12 protein-coding genes and 1 pseudogene are annotated in these 19,813 nt (G+C 72.7%); 1 reads left to right on the top strand and 12 read right to left on the bottom strand.

All coding sequences use genetic code 11. The annotated features are described in order from the left end of the window. Nucleotides 1-162: 162 nt before the first annotated feature. The 10 genes from D8Y23_RS16750 to D8Y23_RS08045 form a co-directional block, all read right to left on the bottom strand. On the bottom strand, nt 163-885 hold the full coding sequence (locus D8Y23_RS16750) for a hypothetical protein (RefSeq protein ID WP_164878168.1): 723 nt from the start codon (nt 883-885) through the stop codon (nt 163-165). Beyond that, the gene (locus tag D8Y23_RS08085) at nt 882-2,468 is read right to left on the bottom strand and encodes a DUF5684 domain-containing protein (RefSeq protein ID WP_128217646.1); all 1,587 of its coding nucleotides are present in this window, start codon (nt 2,466-2,468) and stop codon (nt 882-884) included. Before D8Y23_RS08085 ends, D8Y23_RS16750 begins: the two co-directional genes overlap by 4 nt. Continuing rightward, the gene (locus D8Y23_RS08080) at nt 2,465-4,957 is read right to left on the bottom strand and encodes a transglutaminase-like domain-containing protein (RefSeq protein ID WP_128217645.1); all 2,493 of its coding nucleotides are present in this window, start codon (nt 4,955-4,957) and stop codon (nt 2,465-2,467) included. The genes D8Y23_RS08085 and D8Y23_RS08080 overlap by 4 nt, the downstream gene beginning before the upstream one ends. Further along, complete coding sequence (locus D8Y23_RS08075) at nt 4,954-6,330, bottom strand: DUF58 domain-containing protein (protein WP_128217644.1); 1,377 nt, start codon at nt 6,328-6,330, stop codon at nt 4,954-4,956. Before D8Y23_RS08075 ends, D8Y23_RS08080 begins: the two co-directional genes overlap by 4 nt. A gap of 44 nt (nt 6,331-6,374) precedes the next feature. Continuing rightward, entirely contained in the window at nt 6,375-7,340 is a 966-nt protein-coding gene (locus tag D8Y23_RS08070) for an AAA family ATPase (protein WP_128217643.1), read from the bottom strand. A 27-nt stretch (nt 7,341-7,367) separates the two neighbouring features. Further along, a complete protein-coding gene (locus D8Y23_RS08065; RefSeq protein ID WP_128217642.1) occupies nt 7,368-13,343 on the bottom strand; it encodes an Ig-like domain-containing protein in 5,976 nt (1,991 codons plus the stop codon). After that, entirely contained in the window at nt 13,340-14,476 is a 1,137-nt protein-coding gene (locus D8Y23_RS08060) for a serine/threonine-protein kinase (RefSeq protein ID WP_128217641.1), read from the bottom strand. Before D8Y23_RS08060 ends, D8Y23_RS08065 begins: the two co-directional genes overlap by 4 nt. A 102-nt stretch (nt 14,477-14,578) precedes the next feature. Next, nucleotides 14,579-15,241 carry a spermidine/putrescine ABC transporter substrate-binding protein gene (locus D8Y23_RS08055; protein WP_128217640.1) on the bottom strand — a complete coding sequence of 221 codons (663 nt, stop codon included), beginning with the start codon at nt 15,239-15,241 and terminating at the stop codon, nt 14,579-14,581. A gap of 54 nt (nt 15,242-15,295) precedes the next feature. Beyond that, entirely contained in the window at nt 15,296-15,781 is a 486-nt protein-coding gene (locus D8Y23_RS08050) for a hypothetical protein (protein WP_128217639.1), read from the bottom strand. Between the two features lie 11 nt (nt 15,782-15,792). Beyond that, nucleotides 15,793-16,842 carry an ABC transporter gene (locus D8Y23_RS08045; RefSeq protein WP_128217638.1) on the bottom strand — a complete coding sequence of 350 codons (1,050 nt, stop codon included), beginning with the start codon at nt 16,840-16,842 and terminating at the stop codon, nt 15,793-15,795. Between the two features lie 127 nt (nt 16,843-16,969). Here D8Y23_RS08045 and D8Y23_RS08040 point away from each other — a divergent pair, with 127 nt between their 5' ends. Then, nucleotides 16,970-17,563: a hypothetical protein gene (locus D8Y23_RS08040; protein WP_128217637.1), complete on the top strand. Its 594-nt coding sequence runs from the start codon at nt 16,970-16,972 to the stop codon at nt 17,561-17,563. 7 nt (nt 17,564-17,570) lie between these two features. On the opposite strand, the gene D8Y23_RS08035 is transcribed toward D8Y23_RS08040, so the two are convergent. Together D8Y23_RS08035 and D8Y23_RS08030 are read right to left on the bottom strand one after the other, a co-directional pair. Further along, nucleotides 17,571-18,170 carry a hypothetical protein gene (locus D8Y23_RS08035; protein ID WP_128217636.1) on the bottom strand — a complete coding sequence of 200 codons (600 nt, stop codon included), beginning with the start codon at nt 18,168-18,170 and terminating at the stop codon, nt 17,571-17,573. Nucleotides 18,171-18,343: 173 nt separating this feature from the next. Further along, nucleotides 18,344-19,813: pseudogene (locus tag D8Y23_RS08030) on the bottom strand (DNA-directed RNA polymerase subunit beta'); the annotation flags it as partial.

Here is a 19,813-nt window from a genome sequence, read left to right as displayed (position 1 = left end):
GATATGCCGTGGGGGTGGCCTGTTCGCAGGCCGTTCCCTGAGATGGTGCGAGCGTTGTTCCGTGCCGCAGACCCGAGGGCATGACGCACGGCGCGCGTGAACGCACACCCGCTCAATGATACGCGCCCGGGAGGGTGCGGGCAAACGTGCGCGGGGTGAGGCTCAGCCCATCACCAGGAACACGACGACGGCCGCCACCGCGAGGACGAGCACGGCCGCCGCCACGAGCAGCGCTCCGCGCCCCCGAGTACCCCGAGCCTCCCGCGGGCGCACCGCGGCGGCATCCGGAGCATCGGTCGACCGAGCGGGCACGGCCGTGCGGGTCACGCGGATCGCCTGGTCGGCGCGGGGCCGGTAGAGCTCGTGATCGGTGGTCGGGATCCGCGCACCCCGGGGCGTCGGCACGGGATCGCCGGACGGGATCTCGGGCTCCTCGACGCGGGGACGGGATCGAGCGCGGCGGGTGCCGGCCGCGGTGTTGCCCATGGATGCCTCGTCGTCGGGGTCCGTGGATGCCTCGTCGTCGGGGGCGACACCACGCCGCCGACCGGGAATGGTCGTCTCGTCGACGATTCCGCTCTCGACGGGACCACGCGACGAAGCCGGGGGCGAAACGCGGACCGTCTCGTCGTCGACGACCTCGGGCGCGGGGGGCACCGGCTGCGGACGTGGCACACGCACCGTGTCGTCCGCCGGAGCGTCGCGTAGCACCCGCACCGTGTCGTCCGCCGGAGCGTTGCGGGGCGATACCGCGGTGTCGTCGTCGACATCGTCCGGGTCGTCCGTGGCTGCGGACTCGACGGGCGGGGTCGGCCACGCACGCAGGCGCCCGGCCCAGAGCGTGACGTCGTCCGCGTCATCGGGAACGTCGAAGGGACCGCTCACGGCTCCCTCCGCGTCAGACGCACCTCCGCGTCGCCGAGGAAGAACCGTTCCCCGGCCTCGATCTCCTCGCCGGGGGGTGCCTCGACCTCGGTTCCCATCAGCGTGGCGAAGAGCACACCGTTGGTCGAGTCCAGATCCGTGACGAACCAGACGTCGCCCCGCAGTTGCAGGCGCGCGTGCGTCTTCGAGACGGTGCGCGTCTCGTCGGAGATCGCCACGAGCTGGGCATCCGGGTGTGCGGCATCCGGAGCCGGCCGACGTCCGAGGATCACCACGTCGGAGGTCAGGTCGACGGGTGCGCCGCTCGGGGGCACGAGGGCCCACGGGATCCGGCGTCGACGGGTGACGACGGTGCGGTCGAGGGCGTCGAACTCGGCGTCGTCCGGTTCGGCGGGGAACTCCGGCTGGGTGTAGAGCGCCGACACGGAGGTGCGCGCCGATCGGGGTGCGCCCGCCTGCGGAGCGTCGGAGACCGCCGAGACGGCCTCCGAGAGTTCGGGGAACTCCTCCCCCGGGCCCTCATCCGTGCGCGCGGGGGCGGGCCAGACCTGCCCGGCGACGGGCGCGGGTCGCGTCAGCGACTCATCGGTCGTCGGGCCGGCGTCATCCCCCTCAGCCGGCGACGGGGCGCGCCACGGCTCCGGACGCGGTGCCGCGTCGTCGGCGGGGGCCTCCTCGGGGGCGCCGGTCACCGCCGGCGTCTCGGCCGACGTCCGCGAGCGCGAGGGGACGGCAGGGGTGAGGGGACCGGCGCTCCAGACATCGGGCTCGCCTTCGCCCTGCTCGTCGTGCTCCGCGGTGCGCGCGCGCTCGTCGCGGGCGACATCGCCGTCGGTCGGCGCGCGCAAGGCCGCAAGCGCCTCCGAGACGGACGCCCGTGCGTCATCGGCGACCACCGGGCGCTCGGAGAACGGCAGCGGAGCGCGGGCGTCACCGGCGGGAGGTGCGAAGTCGGGCGCGTCGGCGGGTCCGCGCGGAGCCCAGTCGGTGGGAGGCGGCGGCGCGTCGGCGAGAGAGGGAGACACAGCGGCGTACGGCAGCACGATGGCCTCGGACGCGGGGCCCGGCACCGGCGCGTCCTCGCCCGCGTCGGCCCGCGACGCCGGCTCGGGAGTCCACCCGCCGACGAGGGGCACGTAGGGCCCGGCGAAGTCCTGCCCGCGCCGCACGGGGGCGGAGTTCTCGTCCATGCCACCGGAACGACGCGCACCCGGGGTCCCGTTCCGCCATCGCGCCGAGCCGAATCCCAGAACGCTGGCCCACACGACGCCGAGGAACGCGCCGAGGACGGTCATGCCGGCGCCGCGACCGAATCCGAGGTTCACGCGGTGGATCGCGACGATGAGGACGACGGCGAAGGCCACGGTACCGAAGAGGGGAATGAGGTTCAGCAGCACGAGCCACGGTGAGAAGCCACCGAGCGCGAGGATCGTCGCGACGTTCACGACCGGAACCCACGCCTTCCACGTCGCCTCGCCGGCTTTGGCGAAGACCGCGGCCAACGCCAGCGCGTACCAGACGTAGACGATGACGAACAGGAGCAGGGTCAGCGCCCCCAGGATCACACCCGTGGAATCATTCATGTCGTCTCGCGCCGCCCTGCGGGCGGGCGCTTCCCCCTCTCGTCGCGGTGCGGCGGCCGTCGGCGCGTGGGGCGCGGGGCGAAGAACCGCAGGAACGATTTCAACGATACGGCCGCACGCACGCGCTGCCACCAGCCGCGCTGACGGGTCAGCGCGCGGCGCTCCTCGTCGACGATCCGCCAGAACTGGGATGCCTCGTCGGCGGTGACCGTCCGCGCGGAGAAGACCGCCCGATCGGCGTCGTCAGCCAGACGGAGCCCGGACGGGGTGTCGAACGCCTCGGCCATCTCGCGGCGCGTCGCGGACCGACGCGGATCGCGGCCGGCATCCACCCCGGCATCCACGTACTCGTCCCACCCTCCCGCGATCGCGACGCGGGGGTCGGGGTCGCGCCGGCGGCCGCGGCGCCGCATGGCCTTCGCGACGACGACGACGAGGAAGGGTCCGAAGAGGACGAGGACCGCCAGGAGAGCGATCCCGACGACCCGCAGGATCGGCCACAGCCAGGCGAGATCTAGGCCATCGTCGTTCGCCTCGTCGTCGGTGCGGGCGTTGTCCTCCTGCACCGGGTCGGGCGGGACGACCTCGTCGACCGTGTTCGGCCGCACCTCGGTCACGTTCTCGGGATCGCGCTGCTGCGTCACCTCGAGGCTGGGCGAGAGCTCCCACTGCGGGGTCACGTCGATCGCCGCCCACCGGCCGTCGGCATCCTGCACTTCGGTCCACGCGCTGAGATCGCGCGCGCGGCACTCCCCCTCCGCGCAGACGGCGACGCCGGAGTCGCTCGAGGTCAGACGCGTGCCCACGACGACGCGGGCCGGGAATCCGAGCTCCCGCGCGATCAACGCCGCGGCCACGGCGAACTGCTCGTCGTCGCCGACCGCGGCGACGAAATTGCCCGACGACTGGGCGCGCGGGTCGTCCTCGCGCTCCAGCAACCGCTGGAACATCGTGTCGATGCGCGCGAGCGAGTGGCCCGAGGCGCTCGGCTGGAGCTGATACCCGGGAAGGTCGTCCGTCCACGCCGGCGCGGGCGCACCGGCGGCGGGTGCGAGCCCGTGGCTGAGATAGCCGCGGTCGCGCAGCAACCGGACGAGGGCGACCAGATCCGCACCGGACTCCCCGGTGGCGTGTTCGTCCACCCATCGCCGCAGGTTGTCGCCGCCGACGACGCCGTCCGCGCCGGGTGGGACGAACGTCGCGGGGTCGGCGTCGGTCGGCTCGACCGCCGAGATCGCGTAACGGTCGCCGGACGCCCATCCTCCGTCGGCGATCTGAACGCCCGCCTCGGCGTCCACGCTGTAGTAGAACCGGTCGGCGAGCACGTTCTGCCGGTCGCCCTCGAACGTCGCCGAGAGGAGCCGTCCGGCCGTCGGCATCCAGATCCCGTCGAGAGCATCGATCCGGATGCCGGCCTCGACCTCGCGCCCGTCCACCCGGGGGAGACTCGACGGCACCCTCACGAAGGTGCCCTGCCGCGACCCGGAAGAGCGGAAGACTTCGCCGTCGTAGGCGTCGAGCGTCGCGACCCGGATGCGCTCCGGAGCCGTCGCGGCGCTGTCGACGCGGAACAGGACGTCGTCGGCGCGCGCGTCCGAGAACATCGTCCGGTACTCGGACAGCGGGCTCACCGCCTCGGCGATCTGGCGTTCCGGCCCCGCCGCCGACCGGAGCACCCGGCGATCGGCATCCTTCGCCGCCCACGGCACGATCGCGACGGCGGCGACGACGGCCACCACGATCATCGCGGCACCCAGAGCAGTGCGCCGCTGATCGGTGCGGGAGCGACGTCGCGGGAGCACCATGGCACCGCTCTCGCTCGCCCGACGCAGCGCCCGCGTCCGTTCATCACGGGTGCGCCACGCCAGCCACAGCACGGCCGACAGGATCGCGGCCACACCGATCCCGGTCTCGACCGGGGCCGCGAACGTGAGCGGGCCGAGCATCAGCGGCGCGCTCGTCGACGTGCGGCCGAAGAAGAGCCCGAAGCCGCTCATCGCAAGACCGCTCACGACGGCGACGGGGGCGAGTCGATCGGCGCGGAGTGCGAGCGCCAGCGTCGCCGCCGTCCCGACGAGGAACACCACGAGAGCGGGAACGAGCAGGTTGCGGTAGTCGCCGACCGGCAGTTCGACCGTGACCAGGTCTTTCCACCCCAGGATGACGCCGGAGAACGCCTCGCCGAGACCGCGGAGGATCTCCAGCGGCCCACCGAGGCGCGACGGGACCGCCACCGGCACCGAGAGGAGCGCGAAAGCGCCCGCGATCAGCGCGACGGTGACCCACCCGGACCAGCGGCGCCACGCAGCCAGCGTCACGACCCCCGCCGCCACCGGTGCCGCCACGGCCACGAGCACCACGAAAGCCCACGAGGCGTACACGGGCCACGCGGCCACCGCCGCCAGGCCGACGGAGAACGCGGTGAACAGCCCCGCGGCGACGGCCCGCGAACGGCGGGCGGAGTCGGCCTGCCGGGCGGGGGCGCTCACGAGGTGGCCCCCCGCACGAGCAGGCCGGCGAGGTCATCGAGCGTGCCGATGGTCAGGACGGTGAGCCCGGCGACGCTGCGCATGCGCGGGTGGGCACGTTCGTCGCACACGACGGCCGCGACCGCGGTGTCCGCGGGGAAGGCGAGGGCGGCCTGCCGCAGACGCGCGATCGACACGACCGACCCCACGACGACGAACGCGATGGACAACCTCTCGTTCGCCTCGGATGCCAGTCGGCAGACGTCCTCGACGGGCATGGTGTTCTCGTGGTGGGCGATCGCGCTGAACCCGTCGAGCATCGCTCGGGGCGTCACCGCGGGCACATGCCGGATGGCGCGCAGACGTCCGCGGACGACGCGGGGGATCTCCGATCCGGTCACCACGTCGATGTCGCGCGCGTCCCGCACGGCACGCAGGCCGAGCGAAGCGGCGGCCGAGACCGCGAGCTCGTACTCGTCGGCATCCGCGTATTCCTGGGTCGCAGCGGCGAGGACGACGGCCATGCGCGACCGGCGCGACTCCTCGTACTGGCGCACCATCAGGCGCCCGGTCTTCGCGGTGGATTTCCAGTGCACCTGACGGCGCGAGTCGCCCGCGACGTACTCGCGGATCGCGTGGAAGGACATGTCGGCGTCGACGAGCCGACGCGTCGCGTTGCCCTCGAGGTCGCGCACGAGTCCGGCGCTCGTCGACGGGAGCGCGACCGTGCGCGGATGGACGAAGAGATCGTGGACGTCGTCGAACGCGTGCTCGCGCCGCAGGAGCCCCACGGGGTCGCTCCGCACCGTCGTCACGGGCCCGATGCGCACGACTCCCCGCGGCAGGGGCGGGATCTCGAGCGGTTCGGTCACGCCGTGCCCCGGCCGCAGCAGCGGAACGGCGAACTCCACCAGCCCTCGCCCCACCGGGATGTCGAGGCGACCGGGCAGGGCGGGACGCGCACTGTCGTTGCGGACGGCGATCTCGCCCGTGACCCCGTGGCCGGCGACGACCCGCTCGTGCGTGAGCGTCAGGTCGACGTCGTAGGCGCGCGCCCCGAAGAGGAACGGGACACTCATGATCAGCAGAAGCAGCGCGACGGACCCGGCGATCATCCACTCGACCCAGCCGAACGCGAGCCCCAGCACCAGCCCGACCGTCGCCGCGCTCGCGACGACCGCACCCGCGGGTCGCACCGTGCGGCCGGCCCACCGCACCGCGGAGCCGACCCCGTCGGCCAGCGTGCGCCCGATCTCGGCCGCGCGGACGGCCGCTCGGACGAGGCGGCGCGTGCGCCGGGTCGACGTCGAGGTGATCGACGTGCGCGAACCCGTGCCGACGGTCCCCGCCGAGGTGCGCGTCAGCCGCGACTCGGTGAGGTTCACGTCGGGCACGGCGGCACCCTTCGCGCGAGGAGGAGCGGGGGGACGGCCACGGCTCAGGCGCTCTCGCGCTGGGTGGGCGGCACGGTGTCCAGAAGCACCTGACCGACGACGGCCTCCTGCGTCACCCCGTCGAACTCCGCCTCGGGGTGCAGGATCAACCGGTGCGAGAGCACCGCGACCGCGAGCGCCTTGACGTCGTCGGGGGTGGCGTACGTGCGCCCCTGTGCTGCGGCTCGCGCGCGGGTCGCGCGCGTCAACGCCAGGGCGCCGCGGATGCTGACGCCGAGCCGGACCTCGTCGGCCGAGCGGGTGGCATCCACGATCCGGGCGATGTAATCGAGCACGAGCGCGTCGACGTACACGCTCGCGGCGAGGTCGGCCATGCCGACGAGCGCCTGCGGCGTGATGATCGGACGGAGATCCGCGGTGGCGACCGGGGCACCGTCGAGGATGCGCACGGTGGCCGCGTGATCGGGGTAGCCGAGCGAGGTGCGCAGCAGGAAGCGGTCGAGCTGCGCCTCGGGCAACCGGTACGTGCCGGCCTGCTCGACGGGGTTCTGCGTGGCCAGGACGAGGAAGGGAACGCCGACCTCGCGGGAGACGCCGTCGATGGTCACCCGGCCCTCCTCCATGACCTCCAGCAGGGCGGACTGCGTCTTCGGGCTCGCGCGGTTGATCTCGTCGGCGAGGACGATGTTGGCGAAGATCGGACCGGCGTGGAACTCGAACGTCCCCTCTTTCTGGTCGTACACCGTGATGCCGGTGATGTCGCCCGGCAGCAGGTCGGGGGTGAACTGGATGCGGGTGTTCGTACCCTGAACCGACTGCGCGACGGCGCGGGCGAGCGACGTCTTCCCCGTACCCGGTACGTCCTCCAGCAGCACGTGCCCGTCACTGAGCATGGCGGTGAGCACGAGTTCGACGACGTGCCGCTTACCGAGCACGGCGCGTTCGACGTTGTCGGCGATCTGCGCGAAGGTCTGGGCGTACCAGGTCGCCTGTTCCTGGGTGATCGTCATGGCAGCAGGTCTCTTTCGGTGGGGGGATCAGGGTTCGGGGTCGGCTTCGGGCTCGCGGTCGGGCGTGCCGGGCTTGCACGGACCCTGGGTTTCCAGGACGACGGAGTCCAGGCCCCACCCGCGCGCCGACCAGTCCACGGTCACCCGGACGTTCTCGACTCGGGTGGCGCCGACGGGGACGAGGTTCGAGCCCCCCGTCGGCAGCACGGTGCCGTTCTTGTCGGTGTACCGGATCGCGTCGCGGTCGAGGGTCATCGCGGCCAGGTCGTTGCTCGAGTTCGTCGCCACGTCCAGCCGCTCGCCACCCACGCAGGATGCCACCCGCATGGTTGCCTGCACCTGATACGGCGCGCTGCCGGAAGCGGGCGCGACTCGTCCGGTCTCGGAGGTCGTACCCCAGATCTCGTGCTGGAAGTAGACGCCGATGTTCGGATCCGAGCCGAACACCGACGACCGGTCGCCGTCGAAGTTGGTGTAGACGGCCTTGTTGAAGCGCGGCGGCTTGCTCCCCGCCGTGAGGTCGGAGACCCGCCAGCGAGCGACCGGACGGCCGTCCTCGACGGCGGTCCCGGGCTCGGCCCCGACGGTGAAGGTGTACCCGCGCGGAGCGGCGGTGTCCTGCGCGACGCGGTAGTCCTCCTGCGTCACGCTCCTCGTCCCGTAAGAGGTGCCGCCGAAGTCGGACTCCACGCAGAAGGTGAACGTGTAGGCGACGCCGTCCTCCTTGTTCGGGAACTCGCGACGCGGACCGCCGTCGCCGACGCGGCACGCGGTGCCCTCGGCGATGCCGTAGCGGAGTCGGGAGTCGGTGCCGTTCTGCCGCGCCGTGCCCTCGACCGTGACGGTCGACATCCCGTCCCCCGTCGAGCGCGAGGTGATCGTGATGTTCGGCTCGAGAGGCGCCCCGACCCCGTGCGCCGAGAATGTGAGCGCCCCACCCTGCGCGGAGCCCCCGAGCCCCGTCGGCACCTCGAAACGCGAGGTGGGGGTCACCGTGATCTCGCTCTGGGAGTTGCTGCCGACGCGGAAGCCGCTGATGCGCACGTCGGTGTCGTTGCGCCCGACGCCGATCGTGCGCGTCTCGCCCGCGCTGCTGCGGACCTCGAGCTGGCCGGTCTCGGACGACTCCACGCCCCGGATGACAAGATCGGCGACATTGCCCTCGCCGTCGCGCGTGACGACCGGGGTGAAATCGCCCGACTTCGGCCGAGCCGGCGGGTCGTAGGCCCAGGCGGTCGTGCGCACCGAGCCGCGCGATTCGCCGACGCCGTTCACCGCGGTGACGACGTATTCGCGCTTCTCGCCGTTGGGGGCGGCGATCGCGGGGCATGATCCGTCGGCGCCGCAGTCCGCGACGACCTGCGCGCCGAAGCGCACCCGGAAGCCGGTGAGCGCCGGGTAGGCGCGTCGCGCCTCGCCCGCGTCCACGCGCAGCGTGAGCGATCCGTCGGCGTACGCCGTCTGGCGCACGCTCGCCGGTGCGCGCGGGAAGCCCTGCAGGTCGAGGACCACGCGGGCGTCGCGGGTCCCGGCGGTCGAGCGGCTCTGGGCGTCCCGGAGCGTCACGCTCGCGGCGCACGTCGCACCCGGCGCATCGGCGGTCCACGACGCCCGCACGCTCGATGACGAGGCGACGTCGAAGCCGACTCCGGTGCACGCACTCGTCGGGCGGACGCTCACGACTTCGAGCGGAGTGCGCGGGAGCGGATTGACCTCGCCGGGGAGTCCGACCGCGTCGATCGTGCAGCTCGAGCCCGACGCCTGGGAGCACTGCAGCGTCGTCGTGCCGCCCTGGGGCAGCGTCGAGGGCGCGGCTCCGACCCGCAGCAACAGCCGCGCCGGGGCGACCGCGGTGTGGCTGGTGACCGAGACGATCGCGGCGTTCTCGCTGCCGGGCACCGCGCGATCGGCGCCCGTGACCGTCACGACCGAGCCGTCCAGAGTCACGGACGAGAACGCCGAGCCCGCGTACTCGACGGTGTAACGGATGCCGGCCCAATCCTCACGGCCCAATTGCCAGCTCGTCATGTTGCGCAGGTCGAAGGTCGCGGTCTCACCCGGTCCGACGGTGAGCGAGCCCGGGCGGAGTTCGGGCTGGGGTTCACGGGCCACGATGCCGATGGGCACCGACAGCACGGTCCACTCCTCGGTGCCGGCGACGCGCACGGGGACACGGCAGGCGTCGGTCCACGGCGAACCCGTGCCCGCGTCGTAGCGGACCACGGTGCCGCTCACGCTGCAGCGCCCGTCGGCGCGCACGCCGGTCGTGGACACGTCCGCGCCGACCTCCAGGGTCGCCCGCCGCGGGACCGCGACGAGAGCGGCCATGTCGAAGTCCACGGATGCCAGTTCGTCGACGCGCTGCGCCGCCCCCGGGCGGAGGGCCAATGTGAGATCGTCGTCGCCCGGGATCCGCACGAACGCGTACGTCGTGACCTCCTGGTCGCCGACGGTGCCGGTCACCGCGAAGGGGATGATGCGTCGGGTCGCGGGCAGCTCTCCGGAGATGAGGCTGCCCGCGACCCGCACATCGGCGGGCTCGCCCCACAGCGACACGCGCAGGTCGCCGGTGTCGCCGCCCGACCAGGTCACGCGGCCGCCGAGCACGTCGACGCCGGAGAGGAACTCGTCGCGGTCCTCGACGGTGAGGACGGTGTCCGAGACCACCGGGTAGTCGGGCACGCTCTCGCGCACGACCTTGACCACGACGAGACCGCGTCCGGTGTTCCCCGAGTCCGACTCGACGTCGTAGAGGAACGACATCGTGGCGGGGGCCTCGCCCGCGCGGATGACGACGCCCGTCGCCGACACGCTCTCCACGAGCGCCTCCAGTCGCGCGTACTCGGGGTTGTCGTCGCCGTCGACGAGCCTCTCCGGGAGGTCCGGGCGTACACCGGTGAGCGTGAGCCGCCCCTGCGTGGGATCGATGTCGTTGGCGAGCGGGCTCACGCGGATCCGGCTGTCGGCACCCGCTTGCACCTGCACGTAGTCGGTGAACGTGATGGGGCTCGGGTTGGCCTCGGCATCCAGGACTCCGATGCGGACCGTGCCCTCGCCCGTCGCGCCCGAGGGGTCGGCGACGCGGTAGCGGAACGACACCTGGCCGCGGTCGCCGGGAACCGAGGAGTACACGATCGCCGAGCCGTCGGCCGAGATCGAGGCCGTGCCCCGGTCGGGCTGCGTCACGATGCGATCGAGCACCACCGCGTCTCCGTCGGGGTCGGCCCCGAAGCTGCGGAACGGCACGGTCGTCGTCCCGCCGCTGAGGACGCGACCCTGCAGGGTGTCGGGGACGGGCGCGCGGTTGGCCTCGGGACCGAGGACGGTGATTCGCACGGTCGCCTCGTCCCACAGCGACGGCGTGCCCGTCGTGTAGACGCGGTAGGTCACCTCGTACGATCCCGCGGCGGTGGGCGCGAGGTAGCGCAGGACCCCGCCCGAGGCGAACGCCAGACCGTCGGCGGACGGGCTCACCTGCACGGATGCCGGGTCGAGGGTGGGGCGTCCCCCGGCCGGGGACACGTCGTTGTCGAGCACCGGGATGTCGGCCTGCGCTCCCGCGCGGACGGTCACGGTGTCGTCGACCGCGATCGGGGCGATCTCGGGCGCGGGCGGTAGGAGATACACCGTCGCCTCGCCGACCACGCGGGACCCATCGTCGTCCGTGCCGTCGCTGACCGTGTACGCCACGGTGCCCAGGAGCCCGGCGCCGCCGTCGGCCGTCGTCCCGGAGACGCGGAGATCGTTCTGTCCGACCGTGTCGACGGCGAGCGCAGCACCCTCCTCCGCGGCCGCGACGACATCGCTCAGCAACAGCACGCGCCCCGTCGGGTTGGAGACCGCGGCGAACACGTCGAGCGTGGCATCCTCCTGCGGGCGGACGAAGGCCACCACCGGGGCCGTCGACAGCTGCGCCGGGGCGTCGGCCGGGAGCAGGGTGATCCGTGCCGTGCCGGTGGCGTCGCGTCCGGCCCCGGTCACGGTGAAGTCGACGCGGTAGACGCCCGGCTGCGCGGCGGTGAAATCGAACGTCGTCGTCCCGCCGACGACCGTCGCCGTCGCGGCCGCGTCGTCGAGGACCCGCACCGCCCCGATCGTCACATCGCCGGCGGTCCCCGTGACGTGCGGGGCGACATCGACGGTCAGCGCCGAGCCGGCCGTGTCCACGATCGCAAACGACTGCACCGCGAGCGCCGGATCGGGGGCCACGCGGATCAGCAGCGGCTTCGTCGTCGTCGCCCCTGCGGTGTCGGCCACGGTGACGTCGAGCTGGACGGTCTGCTCACCGCCCGACCCGTCGTCGGCGTGCTGGTACACGACGTCACCGGCGGGGGTGGATGCCACGCTGCCCACGCCGCTCGGATTCTCGACCGACAGCAGCAGCAGGGGGTCGCCGTCGGGGTCGACCCAGCCGGGGAGGACGGGGACCGTGATGGTGCCGCCGCGCGCGACCTCGGGCGCAGGCCACGGCTGCAGGCACTTCTCGACGCCGCACCAGACGGGGGCCGCGTTCGCCGTGTCGGGCGTCACGGTGAGCGTCACGGTGGTCGACGCGGAGGTGAGACCGTCGGCGGTGGTCCCGTCGGTCACCGCGTACGAGAAGGTCGCCGCACCCGTGGCATCCGGTGAGACGCGGACCGCGAGCCGCTGACCGTCGTCGGTCACGGAAAGGCTTCCGAAGCCGGGGTCGAGGCCCGTGACGCTCTCTCCGACGATGCTGAGGACGTCCTCGTTCGGGTCGTGGTCGTTCAGCAGAACAGGCAGCGTGACCAGGCGGCCCGCGCGCACGCCGAACGCGTCCGGCTCGGCGATGGGGGGCTTCGGATCGAGCACGACGCTGAGCTGCTCCTCGCTCTGCACCGCGGCCTCCTCGGTGCGGTCGTCGAGCGTCCAGCTCTGGCTCGAGGCGACGAGCGCGCCGTCGGGAACCGTCCAGACCCAGCCGGTGCGTGTCTCGTTCAGGATGACGGCGTGGTCGGTAGCGACGAACACCGGCCGTCGTTGGTCGGGCATCGTCGCCCCGCCGTAGTCGAGGTCGGTCTCGCCCGCGTCGGACCGCCAGAGCGTTCCGCGCGCGTCGCCGGGCAGGAGCCACGCCGCGTAGGTGATGCCGGAATGCGTGACGGGCTTGGCCGGCTGGCCCAGGACGTTGCCACCCGCGCCCACCTCTCGGCGCGGTTCGCTCCCGTCGACCGGGATGCTCCACAGCGACTGCTCGTCGGCCAGGTACACGGTGCGCGCGGCCGGATCGGGATCGCCGACGACCAGCTGATCGGCGGTGCCGAGGTCGAGCTCCTCGCGACCGCGGACCCAGGCGCGCCCCTCCTCGGCGTCGACGAGCACCCACTGCTCCCCCGCGGCGGTGAGCACGGGCGACGCGACGTCGACCGCGAGGGCGTCGCGGCCGCGGAGCTCATCGGCATCGATGTCGTACCGGATGACGGAACCGTCGACCGCGGAGTAGGCGAACAGCATGCCGCTCTCGTCGACGGCCACGGCATCGGCGGTGTAGGTGCGCGCATCGTCGTCGCCCGCCGTCCCGAACGGGTCGAGCTCGGTCACCGACTGCCCCGCCCGGCTGAGCCGGCTGGCGTAGAGCGCACCGGTGTCGGTGCGGTAGACGACGTAGTCGCCCGCCGTGGCGACCGACGTGGTGCCCGGTGGGGTGTCCGGGGCGGACTCGAGCTGCTCCTCCTGCAGGTCGATGGGCTGCGCCTCGTCGATGCGCGCGAGTTTGCTGTAACTGTCGGTGAAGAGGTACGCGCCGTCCGGTCCCTGCGCGACCTGGCTCGGGTTCCCGGCGGTCCGCACGGTGTCGAGCTCGCCGACGGTGGTGTTGACGCGCGCGTAGCGCTGACCGTCGCCGGTCTGCAGCGCCCACACCGACGTGTCGACCTCGGGGGTCTCCTGCGCGTCGAGACCGGGCCAGACGATGCTGGCCGTGACCACGAGCACCGCGGCGACGACGCCGGACGTCAGCCCCGCGATTCTCCGGCGCTTCATCGCACCACCCCGGTGGCCAGCAGCGCCGCGACGACGACCGCGGCGGCGGCGACCAGGGTGGCGGCCGCCAGCGCCCACGGCAGGAACCGACGCCGCGACCGCCTCGGAGCCGAAATGTCGGTGTCCTCGTCGCGCGCGAGACCGGCGACGCCCGAGGGAGCGCTCGACTTGCGAACGGAGTCGCGCTCGATGCGGGAACGGGCGGGGCCGCGGAGGCTCCCGTCCGCGAAATCGACCGCGCGCGCGGTGGGTGCCCACTCCGCCGCCGGCACCTCGAGCGGGGTGGCGGGGAGCCCGAGCTCGGCCTGCACCTTCTGCAGCGCCTCCCCCACCTCGCGCGCGCTCGCGAACCGATCCGAGGGATTGCGCGACATCGTCCGAGCGAGCACCGCCTGCAGCGACGGCGGCACGTCGGTGCGGGCGATCTCGGTGTAGGACGCGCGGGCGATGCGACGGCGCAACTGTTCGCGCGAGTTCTGCCCGCGCTCGCGCCGTTCGAACGGACTGTGCCCGGCGAGCAGCGAGTAGACGGTTGCTCCGAGGCTCCAGACCTCGCTCGAGACGGTGCCGGCCGTCTGCTCGGCGACCACCTCCGGTGCGCTCCACGGGACGCTCATCGCGAGCATCTCGTCGGCGCTCTGCCGCAGGAGCGACGAGGAGATGCCGAAGTCCGCCAGCACGGGAGCGCCGAAGGTCGTCACGAGGATGTTGCTGGGCTTCACGTCACGGTGCACGAGTCCGGCGTGGTGCGCCGACTCCAGCGCTCCGGACATGCGTACGCCGATGGACAGAACCTCGGCCACCGGCATCCGCTCGACCCGGTACCGCTGCGCGAGCGAGCCGGGGCAGTACTCCATCACGATGTAGGGGCGGCCGTCGGCCGAGATCCCCGCCTGGTAGACCGTCACGATCGACGGGTGCGCCGAGAGGTGGGCGAGCACGTCGGCCTCGGCGTTGAACATGCGCAGCAGGTCGGGATCGCGCACATCGCTCGGCAGCACCTTCACGGCGACGTCACGACGCGGCATGTCCTGCCCGTAGAGGAAGACGTCGGCGAAACCGCCCGACCCGAGGGGACGGATGTACGCCAGGCCCGGCAGGATCGGGGGCGACGAGGGCAGGCGCTGCGGCATGGTGCCCCCTCCCCGGAACTCGCGCCCGCTCACCTCTCGCGCGGACAACCCGGCAACTCTAACAAAGCCCTCCGCCGGGGTCGGCGGCCTTGTGGACGGGACTCAGGATGCCAATGGACCCGGGTCGCGCGGATCGAACGGGGCGTCGAGCGAGCGCGACAGGTCGTCGAGCATCGCCGCAACCTGCGGTTCGACGTACTCGGCGACGGCCGCCTGGATGCGCAGCCGATGGTGCAGCAGGACGGCGCACACCTCGCGCCCGATCATGTTCGCGTAGTCGTCGGCGAGTCCGACCTCCTGGCGCAGCGCCGCCTTGGCGGCATCCGAGAGAGGGGGAAGGGCCGGGATCGCGGCATCCTCTTCGGCGGCCAGACCCGACAGCGTGAACAGGAACGGCGCCCCGGGCTCCGGCTCGGGGTCCAGTGGCATCCCCTCGAACTCGGGTTCCAGCCCTTCCGCCGGGCGGTACGAGCGGCGGCGGTTGCGCGTGGCCTGCTGATCGAGCTCGGTCTGCAGCATCGGAAGGTTTCGCGAGGTGTACTCCGCGACGGCGTGGTCGACGATCGTCTTCACCCGCGTCGACAGCCCGTGTTGCACCCCGTGCGGCACATCGGAACCGAGTCCGGCGGCCGACAGCACCGGCGAGCCGAAGCAGCGGCGGCACGGAGCGATGCGTCCACGGTGGTTCGCCGGCTCCCACCGGGGCAGCCACGCGAGCCAGGCGTCCACCGCCTGGCCGACCTGCGTCTCGAGCGACCGCTCCACAGTCCTACGCTAGTGCGACAACCCGGCATGCGCAGGGATGCCACGGCCGGGGGATCAGCGGTCGTCCTCGCCGTCGCGCTCCCAGCCCCACTGCGGGCGCTCGCGGCGGCTGCGCACCAGCAGGACGCCGAACAGGCCGGCGAGGAGCGCCGCTGCCGCGATCACGGCACCCGGCCATCCCAGCGCCACCGCGCCCGCGGCGGCGAGACCACCGGCGGCGTCGCCCCCGGTCAGCGCGGCACCGACGGCGATGCCGAGCGTCTCGCCCACGTAGGCACCGATCGCGCAGGGGACCGCGGTCAGGTAACCGGGCGGGTCGGCGCGCAGACCCCAGAGCAGAACCCCGGCGAACACGGCGAGAGCCAGAACCATCCCCGCCACCCCGGGCAGGGGCCCGAGGCCGCGCACGGGGATCACGTCGGCGTCCAGCGCGAGGCTGGCGACCCCCAGCCCACCGATGGCCAGAGCGAGGAACGTCACCGTCGCGAAAACGACGGCGACCGGCGGGGTCACCCCCGCCGGTCGCGGCGTATCGGTCATGGCATCCGATCTCAGCGCTGGGAGAGCTGCGGGCCGGCCTCGAGCGTGCGCTCGTACTCGCGCTGCGCCTCGTCGTTCAGTTCGGTGACGCGGCGGCCGCGCTTCGCGACCCAGGCGCCGAACCAGATCGTCAGCTCCCGACCGAGGACGAACGCCACGATCGCCAGCGGGGCGAGGACGCTCTGCTCGAGGACGTCCACGCCCTGGCGGGCCGTGAGCATCCAGAACGGAGCCTGGAAGAGAGCGCCGAGCAGGTAGCCGCCCCACGAGATCACGCCGACGAGCAGACCCCAGACGACCCAGTGGCCCCAGCCGCCGCGGTTGATGATCGCGCCGAGGAACCAGAAGCCGACGAAGAACGCGACCGTGGGCACCCACAGCGTCCATGTCGTGAGCGCCGTGAGGGCCGCGTCCGCGAGGTCGGCCGTCTGGATCGTGCCGAGGAGGAGCCCGAGGCCCAGGGTCGCGGCGAGGAAGAGCACGGCGAACACGAGGGTGGCGAGAAGCCCGATCGCACCCGCGGCACCCCGGTTGCCGCGCGGGCGCGGAGCTTCGGGAGCCTGGACGAAGATCGGCTGCGCGGCGCCGACGGGGCGCGTCTCGTCCGCGTATGCGTAGGCGGTGGTCGCCGTTGCGGCGCCGGCGGCCGTCGCGCCCGCGACCGCGGGTGTGGCGACATCGTAGCGGCGCTCCGGCTCGGCGGTCGGCTGCGCGGCGGCAGGCGCGTCGCCCGTCTCGGGCTCGGCCGATGCGGCGTAGGCCGCCCAGCGGGCGTCCTCGTCGTCGATGTCGACGGATCGAGGCGCGGCGGGAGCGGAGACGGGGGTCTGGCTCTGCGGCTCCACCGGCGAGGCGTCGTGCACGGTGGTCGTGGCCGCGGGCGTCGCCGCGTCACGATCGGACTCGCGCTCGTCCCAGGCCGCGGCTGCGGCCTCCGGGTCGACCGCGTCGCGGCGGGCGGCCTCGGCGTCGGCGAGTCCCTCGTGGGCGCGCCCGACAACGTCGTGCGCCTCCTCCTTGGGCTCGTCGACGGGGTCGCCGTACGACTGGGGGTCGCTCATCGGGGTCTCCTCACGCGCGCAGATATGGTGCCGGGCCAGGCTAACCCGCGCCGCGGTCCCCGTCGTGGAGGCGTGCCGTCGTGTGTCGGTCTCGACCGTGTCGGCGGCTCCGCCTAGGGTGGGCGGCATGACCGGACGACCTCCTGCAGCGGCCCGCGCCGCGGTTCTCGCGGTCGCCGCCGTCCTCGCCCTCAGCGCGTGCGCCCCGGACGGGGGCTCCGACTCCGCGCCCAGCGCGCCGTCGCCCATCGAGTCGCGGACGCCCGACGGCACTCCGATCCCCACGCTCACCCCCACGACCGCCCCCGCGGCCATCCCCACCGACTGCCGCGCCATCCTCACGCCCGATGTGTTGTCGCAGCTCGGATCCACCCCCCTCAACGACCCGGCTCTGGGCCCGTCAGGCGTTCAGCCCGACGGATCGCTGGTGTGCATCTGGCGCGACCCGCGTGCCGACACGACGGGGCTCGTGACGGTCATCGCCCGCAAGGACCGGGGGCCCGCGCTCGACATGCTCAACGACCTCGTGAACACCCAGGGTTTCAGTTGCTACACCCCCGACGAGGGCACACGCTGCGAGAAGACCTGGATCAACGACACCTACCCGGTCAACGACGGCCGCACACTGTTCTGGCGCGATGACGTGCTCGTCGACACCCAGTACTCCAACCTCGCCCCCACGGGGTACACCGCGAGCATCATCGCCGCGATCTTCGGCTGACAGCGGGCTACTCGCCGACGGCGCGGGATGCCACGATCGCGGCGTAACCGTCCGGCATCCATCCCGCGAACATCGACGACACCCACCGGTCGCCACGGAGGTCATGCACCTCGACGACGTCGCCGGCGGTGCGCTCGCAGTGCGTGGCATCGCCGTCGGCCGCACACGCGAAGCCCTGCCCCGTCAGGGTCGCCGCGACGGCGGCCGCCCCCTCGGCCGACACCGTCGCGACGCTGGTCTCGAGCCACCGCCCGGACTCCCCGCGCCAGTGGCAGGTGACGACGGGCGTGGACCCGGCGGCCGCGACCGCCTCGGGAGTCGAGAGTGCTCCGGTTCGACGCTGCGTGAGCAGCGCCTCGGGCGACCACACCAGCGTCGACCACATCGGCTGGGTGTACAGATCGCGGCACGTCGTCGCCGGCCCCGGCACGCGCGGCGCGTCCGTCCACGGGGCCGTCGTCGAACCGGCCCGCAGTGTGTCACCGACGAAGGTCACCGCACCGGGGAGTCCTGGCGCAGCGAGCACGGCGAGACCGGCGATCACGGCGGCGCACAGCACGCCGACCGGCCACGCGATCCAGACGCTGCGTCCCGCGACTCGAGCCATCCGTTCCTCCCCGACCACGGTAGGCGACCCGCCCCCGCGCGTCGGCGCGGCGACACGCCGGGCTCGCGAGACGTCACGGACTCGAAACCCGCCGGGAACCGACGAAGGCCCCCGGCGCGAGCCGGGGGCCTTCGGGAGATCAGGATGCCGCACCGGGGTGCGGCATCCCTCGATCAGTTATATGTGCCGGGCGTGAAGTCGTCCGTCGAGAAGCTGTCGAAATCGACGTAGCTCAGGTCGGCGTCGCTGTACGCGCCGTCCGAGGCGAAGATGCGGTTGGGGTACCGCTCGCTCTTGGCCTCCTCCGTCGCCTCGACGGTGACGTTGCGGTACTTCGCAAGTCCCGTTCCGGCGGGGATGAGCTTTCCGATGATGACGTTCTCCTTGAGGCCGACCAGCGGGTCGCTCTTGCCTTCCATGGCCGCCTGCGTCAGGACGCGGGTGGTCTCCTGGAAGGACGCGGCCGACAGCCACGACTCGGTCGCCAGCGACGCCTTGGTGATACCCATCAGCTCGGGACGACCCGACGCGGGACGCTTGCCCTCGCCGACCGCCTCGCGGTTGATGGTCTGGTAGCGCTTGAAGTCCACCAGCTCCCCGGGCAGGAGGTCGGTGTCGCCGTGGTCGACGACGGTGACCTTGCGCAGCATCTGGCGAACAATGACCTCGATGTGCTTGTCGTGGATCGGCACACCCTGCGAGCGGTACACGCCCTGGACGCCGTTCACGAGGTACTTCTGCACCTCGCGGGCACCCTGCACGCGCATGACCTCCTTGGGGTCGAGCGTTCCGACCTGGAGGGGCTCGCCGACCTTGACGTGCTGGCCGTCCTCGACGAGGAGGGTCGCACGCTTCAGGACCGGGTACACGACCGGCTCGTCACCGTTGTCGGGCGTGAGGATGACCTTCTTGGCCTTCTCGGTCTCGTCGATCGTGATGCGGCCGTCGGCCTCGGCGATCGGCGAGGCACCCTTGGGGGTACGCGCCTCGAACAGCTCCTGCACGCGGGGCAGACCCTGCGTGATGTCGTCGGCCGACGCGGAACCACCGGTGTGGAAGGTACGCATCGTCAGCTGGGTACCGGGCTCACCGATCGACTGGGCCGCGATGATGCCGACGGCCTCGCCGATGTCGACGATCTTTCCGGTCGCGAGCGAACGGCCGTAGCACTTCGCGCAGACACCGACGGCCGAGTCGCACGTGAGGACCGAGCGGACCTTGATGGTCTCGACGCCACCGGCGACCAGCTTGTCGATGAGCACGTCGCCCACGTCGTCGCCCGCCTCGGCCAGAACCGTGCCCTGCGCGTCGACGACCGCCGTGGCGAGCGTGCGAGCGAAGACCGAGTTCTCGACGTTGGCGTCCTTGACCAGGGTGCCGGTCGTGTCCACCGCGGCGATCGGGAGCTCGAGGCCCTTCGACGTACCGCAGTCCTCCTCGCGGATGATGACGTCCTGCGAGACGTCCACCAGACGACGCGTGAGGTACCCCGAGTCGGCCGTACGCAGAGCCGTGTCGGCCAGACCCTTACGGGCACCGTGCGTCGCGATGAAGTACTCGGCGACCGACAGACCCTCGCGGTACGAGGAGATGATCGGACGCGGGATGATCTCACCCTTGGGGTTGTTCACGAGCCCTCGCAT

Source organism: Microbacterium enclense, assembly GCF_004022425.1.
In the GTDB taxonomy this organism is placed as follows: Bacteria; Actinomycetota; Actinomycetes; order Actinomycetales; family Microbacteriaceae; genus Microbacterium; species Microbacterium enclense_A.
The sequence above is the reverse complement of the archived record's forward strand: the minus strand, read 5'-3'. Positions and strand labels throughout refer to the sequence as shown.

What these genes read in the sequence shown, in the direction of transcription:
- D8Y23_RS08085 (WP_128217646.1), bottom strand. Translation starts at nt 2,468, where the DNA reads ATGAATGATTCCACGGGTGTGATCCTGGGGGCGCTGACCCTGCTCCTG.
- D8Y23_RS08070 (WP_128217643.1), bottom strand. Translation starts at nt 7,340, where the DNA reads ATGACGATCACCCAGGAACAGGCGACCTGGTACGCCCAGACCTTCGCG.
- D8Y23_RS08065 (WP_128217642.1), bottom strand. Translation starts at nt 13,343, where the DNA reads ATGAAGCGCCGGAGAATCGCGGGGCTGACGTCCGGCGTCGTCGCCGCG.
- D8Y23_RS08060 (WP_128217641.1), bottom strand. Translation starts at nt 14,476, where the DNA reads ATGCCGCAGCGCCTGCCCTCGTCGCCCCCGATCCTGCCGGGCCTGGCG.
- D8Y23_RS08050 (WP_128217639.1), bottom strand. Translation starts at nt 15,781, where the DNA reads ATGACCGATACGCCGCGACCGGCGGGGGTGACCCCGCCGGTCGCCGTC.
- D8Y23_RS08045 (WP_128217638.1), bottom strand. Translation starts at nt 16,842, where the DNA reads ATGAGCGACCCCCAGTCGTACGGCGACCCCGTCGACGAGCCCAAGGAG.
- D8Y23_RS08040 (WP_128217637.1), top strand. Translation starts at nt 16,970, where the DNA reads ATGACCGGACGACCTCCTGCAGCGGCCCGCGCCGCGGTTCTCGCGGTC.
- D8Y23_RS08035 (WP_128217636.1), bottom strand. Translation starts at nt 18,170, where the DNA reads ATGGCTCGAGTCGCGGGACGCAGCGTCTGGATCGCGTGGCCGGTCGGC.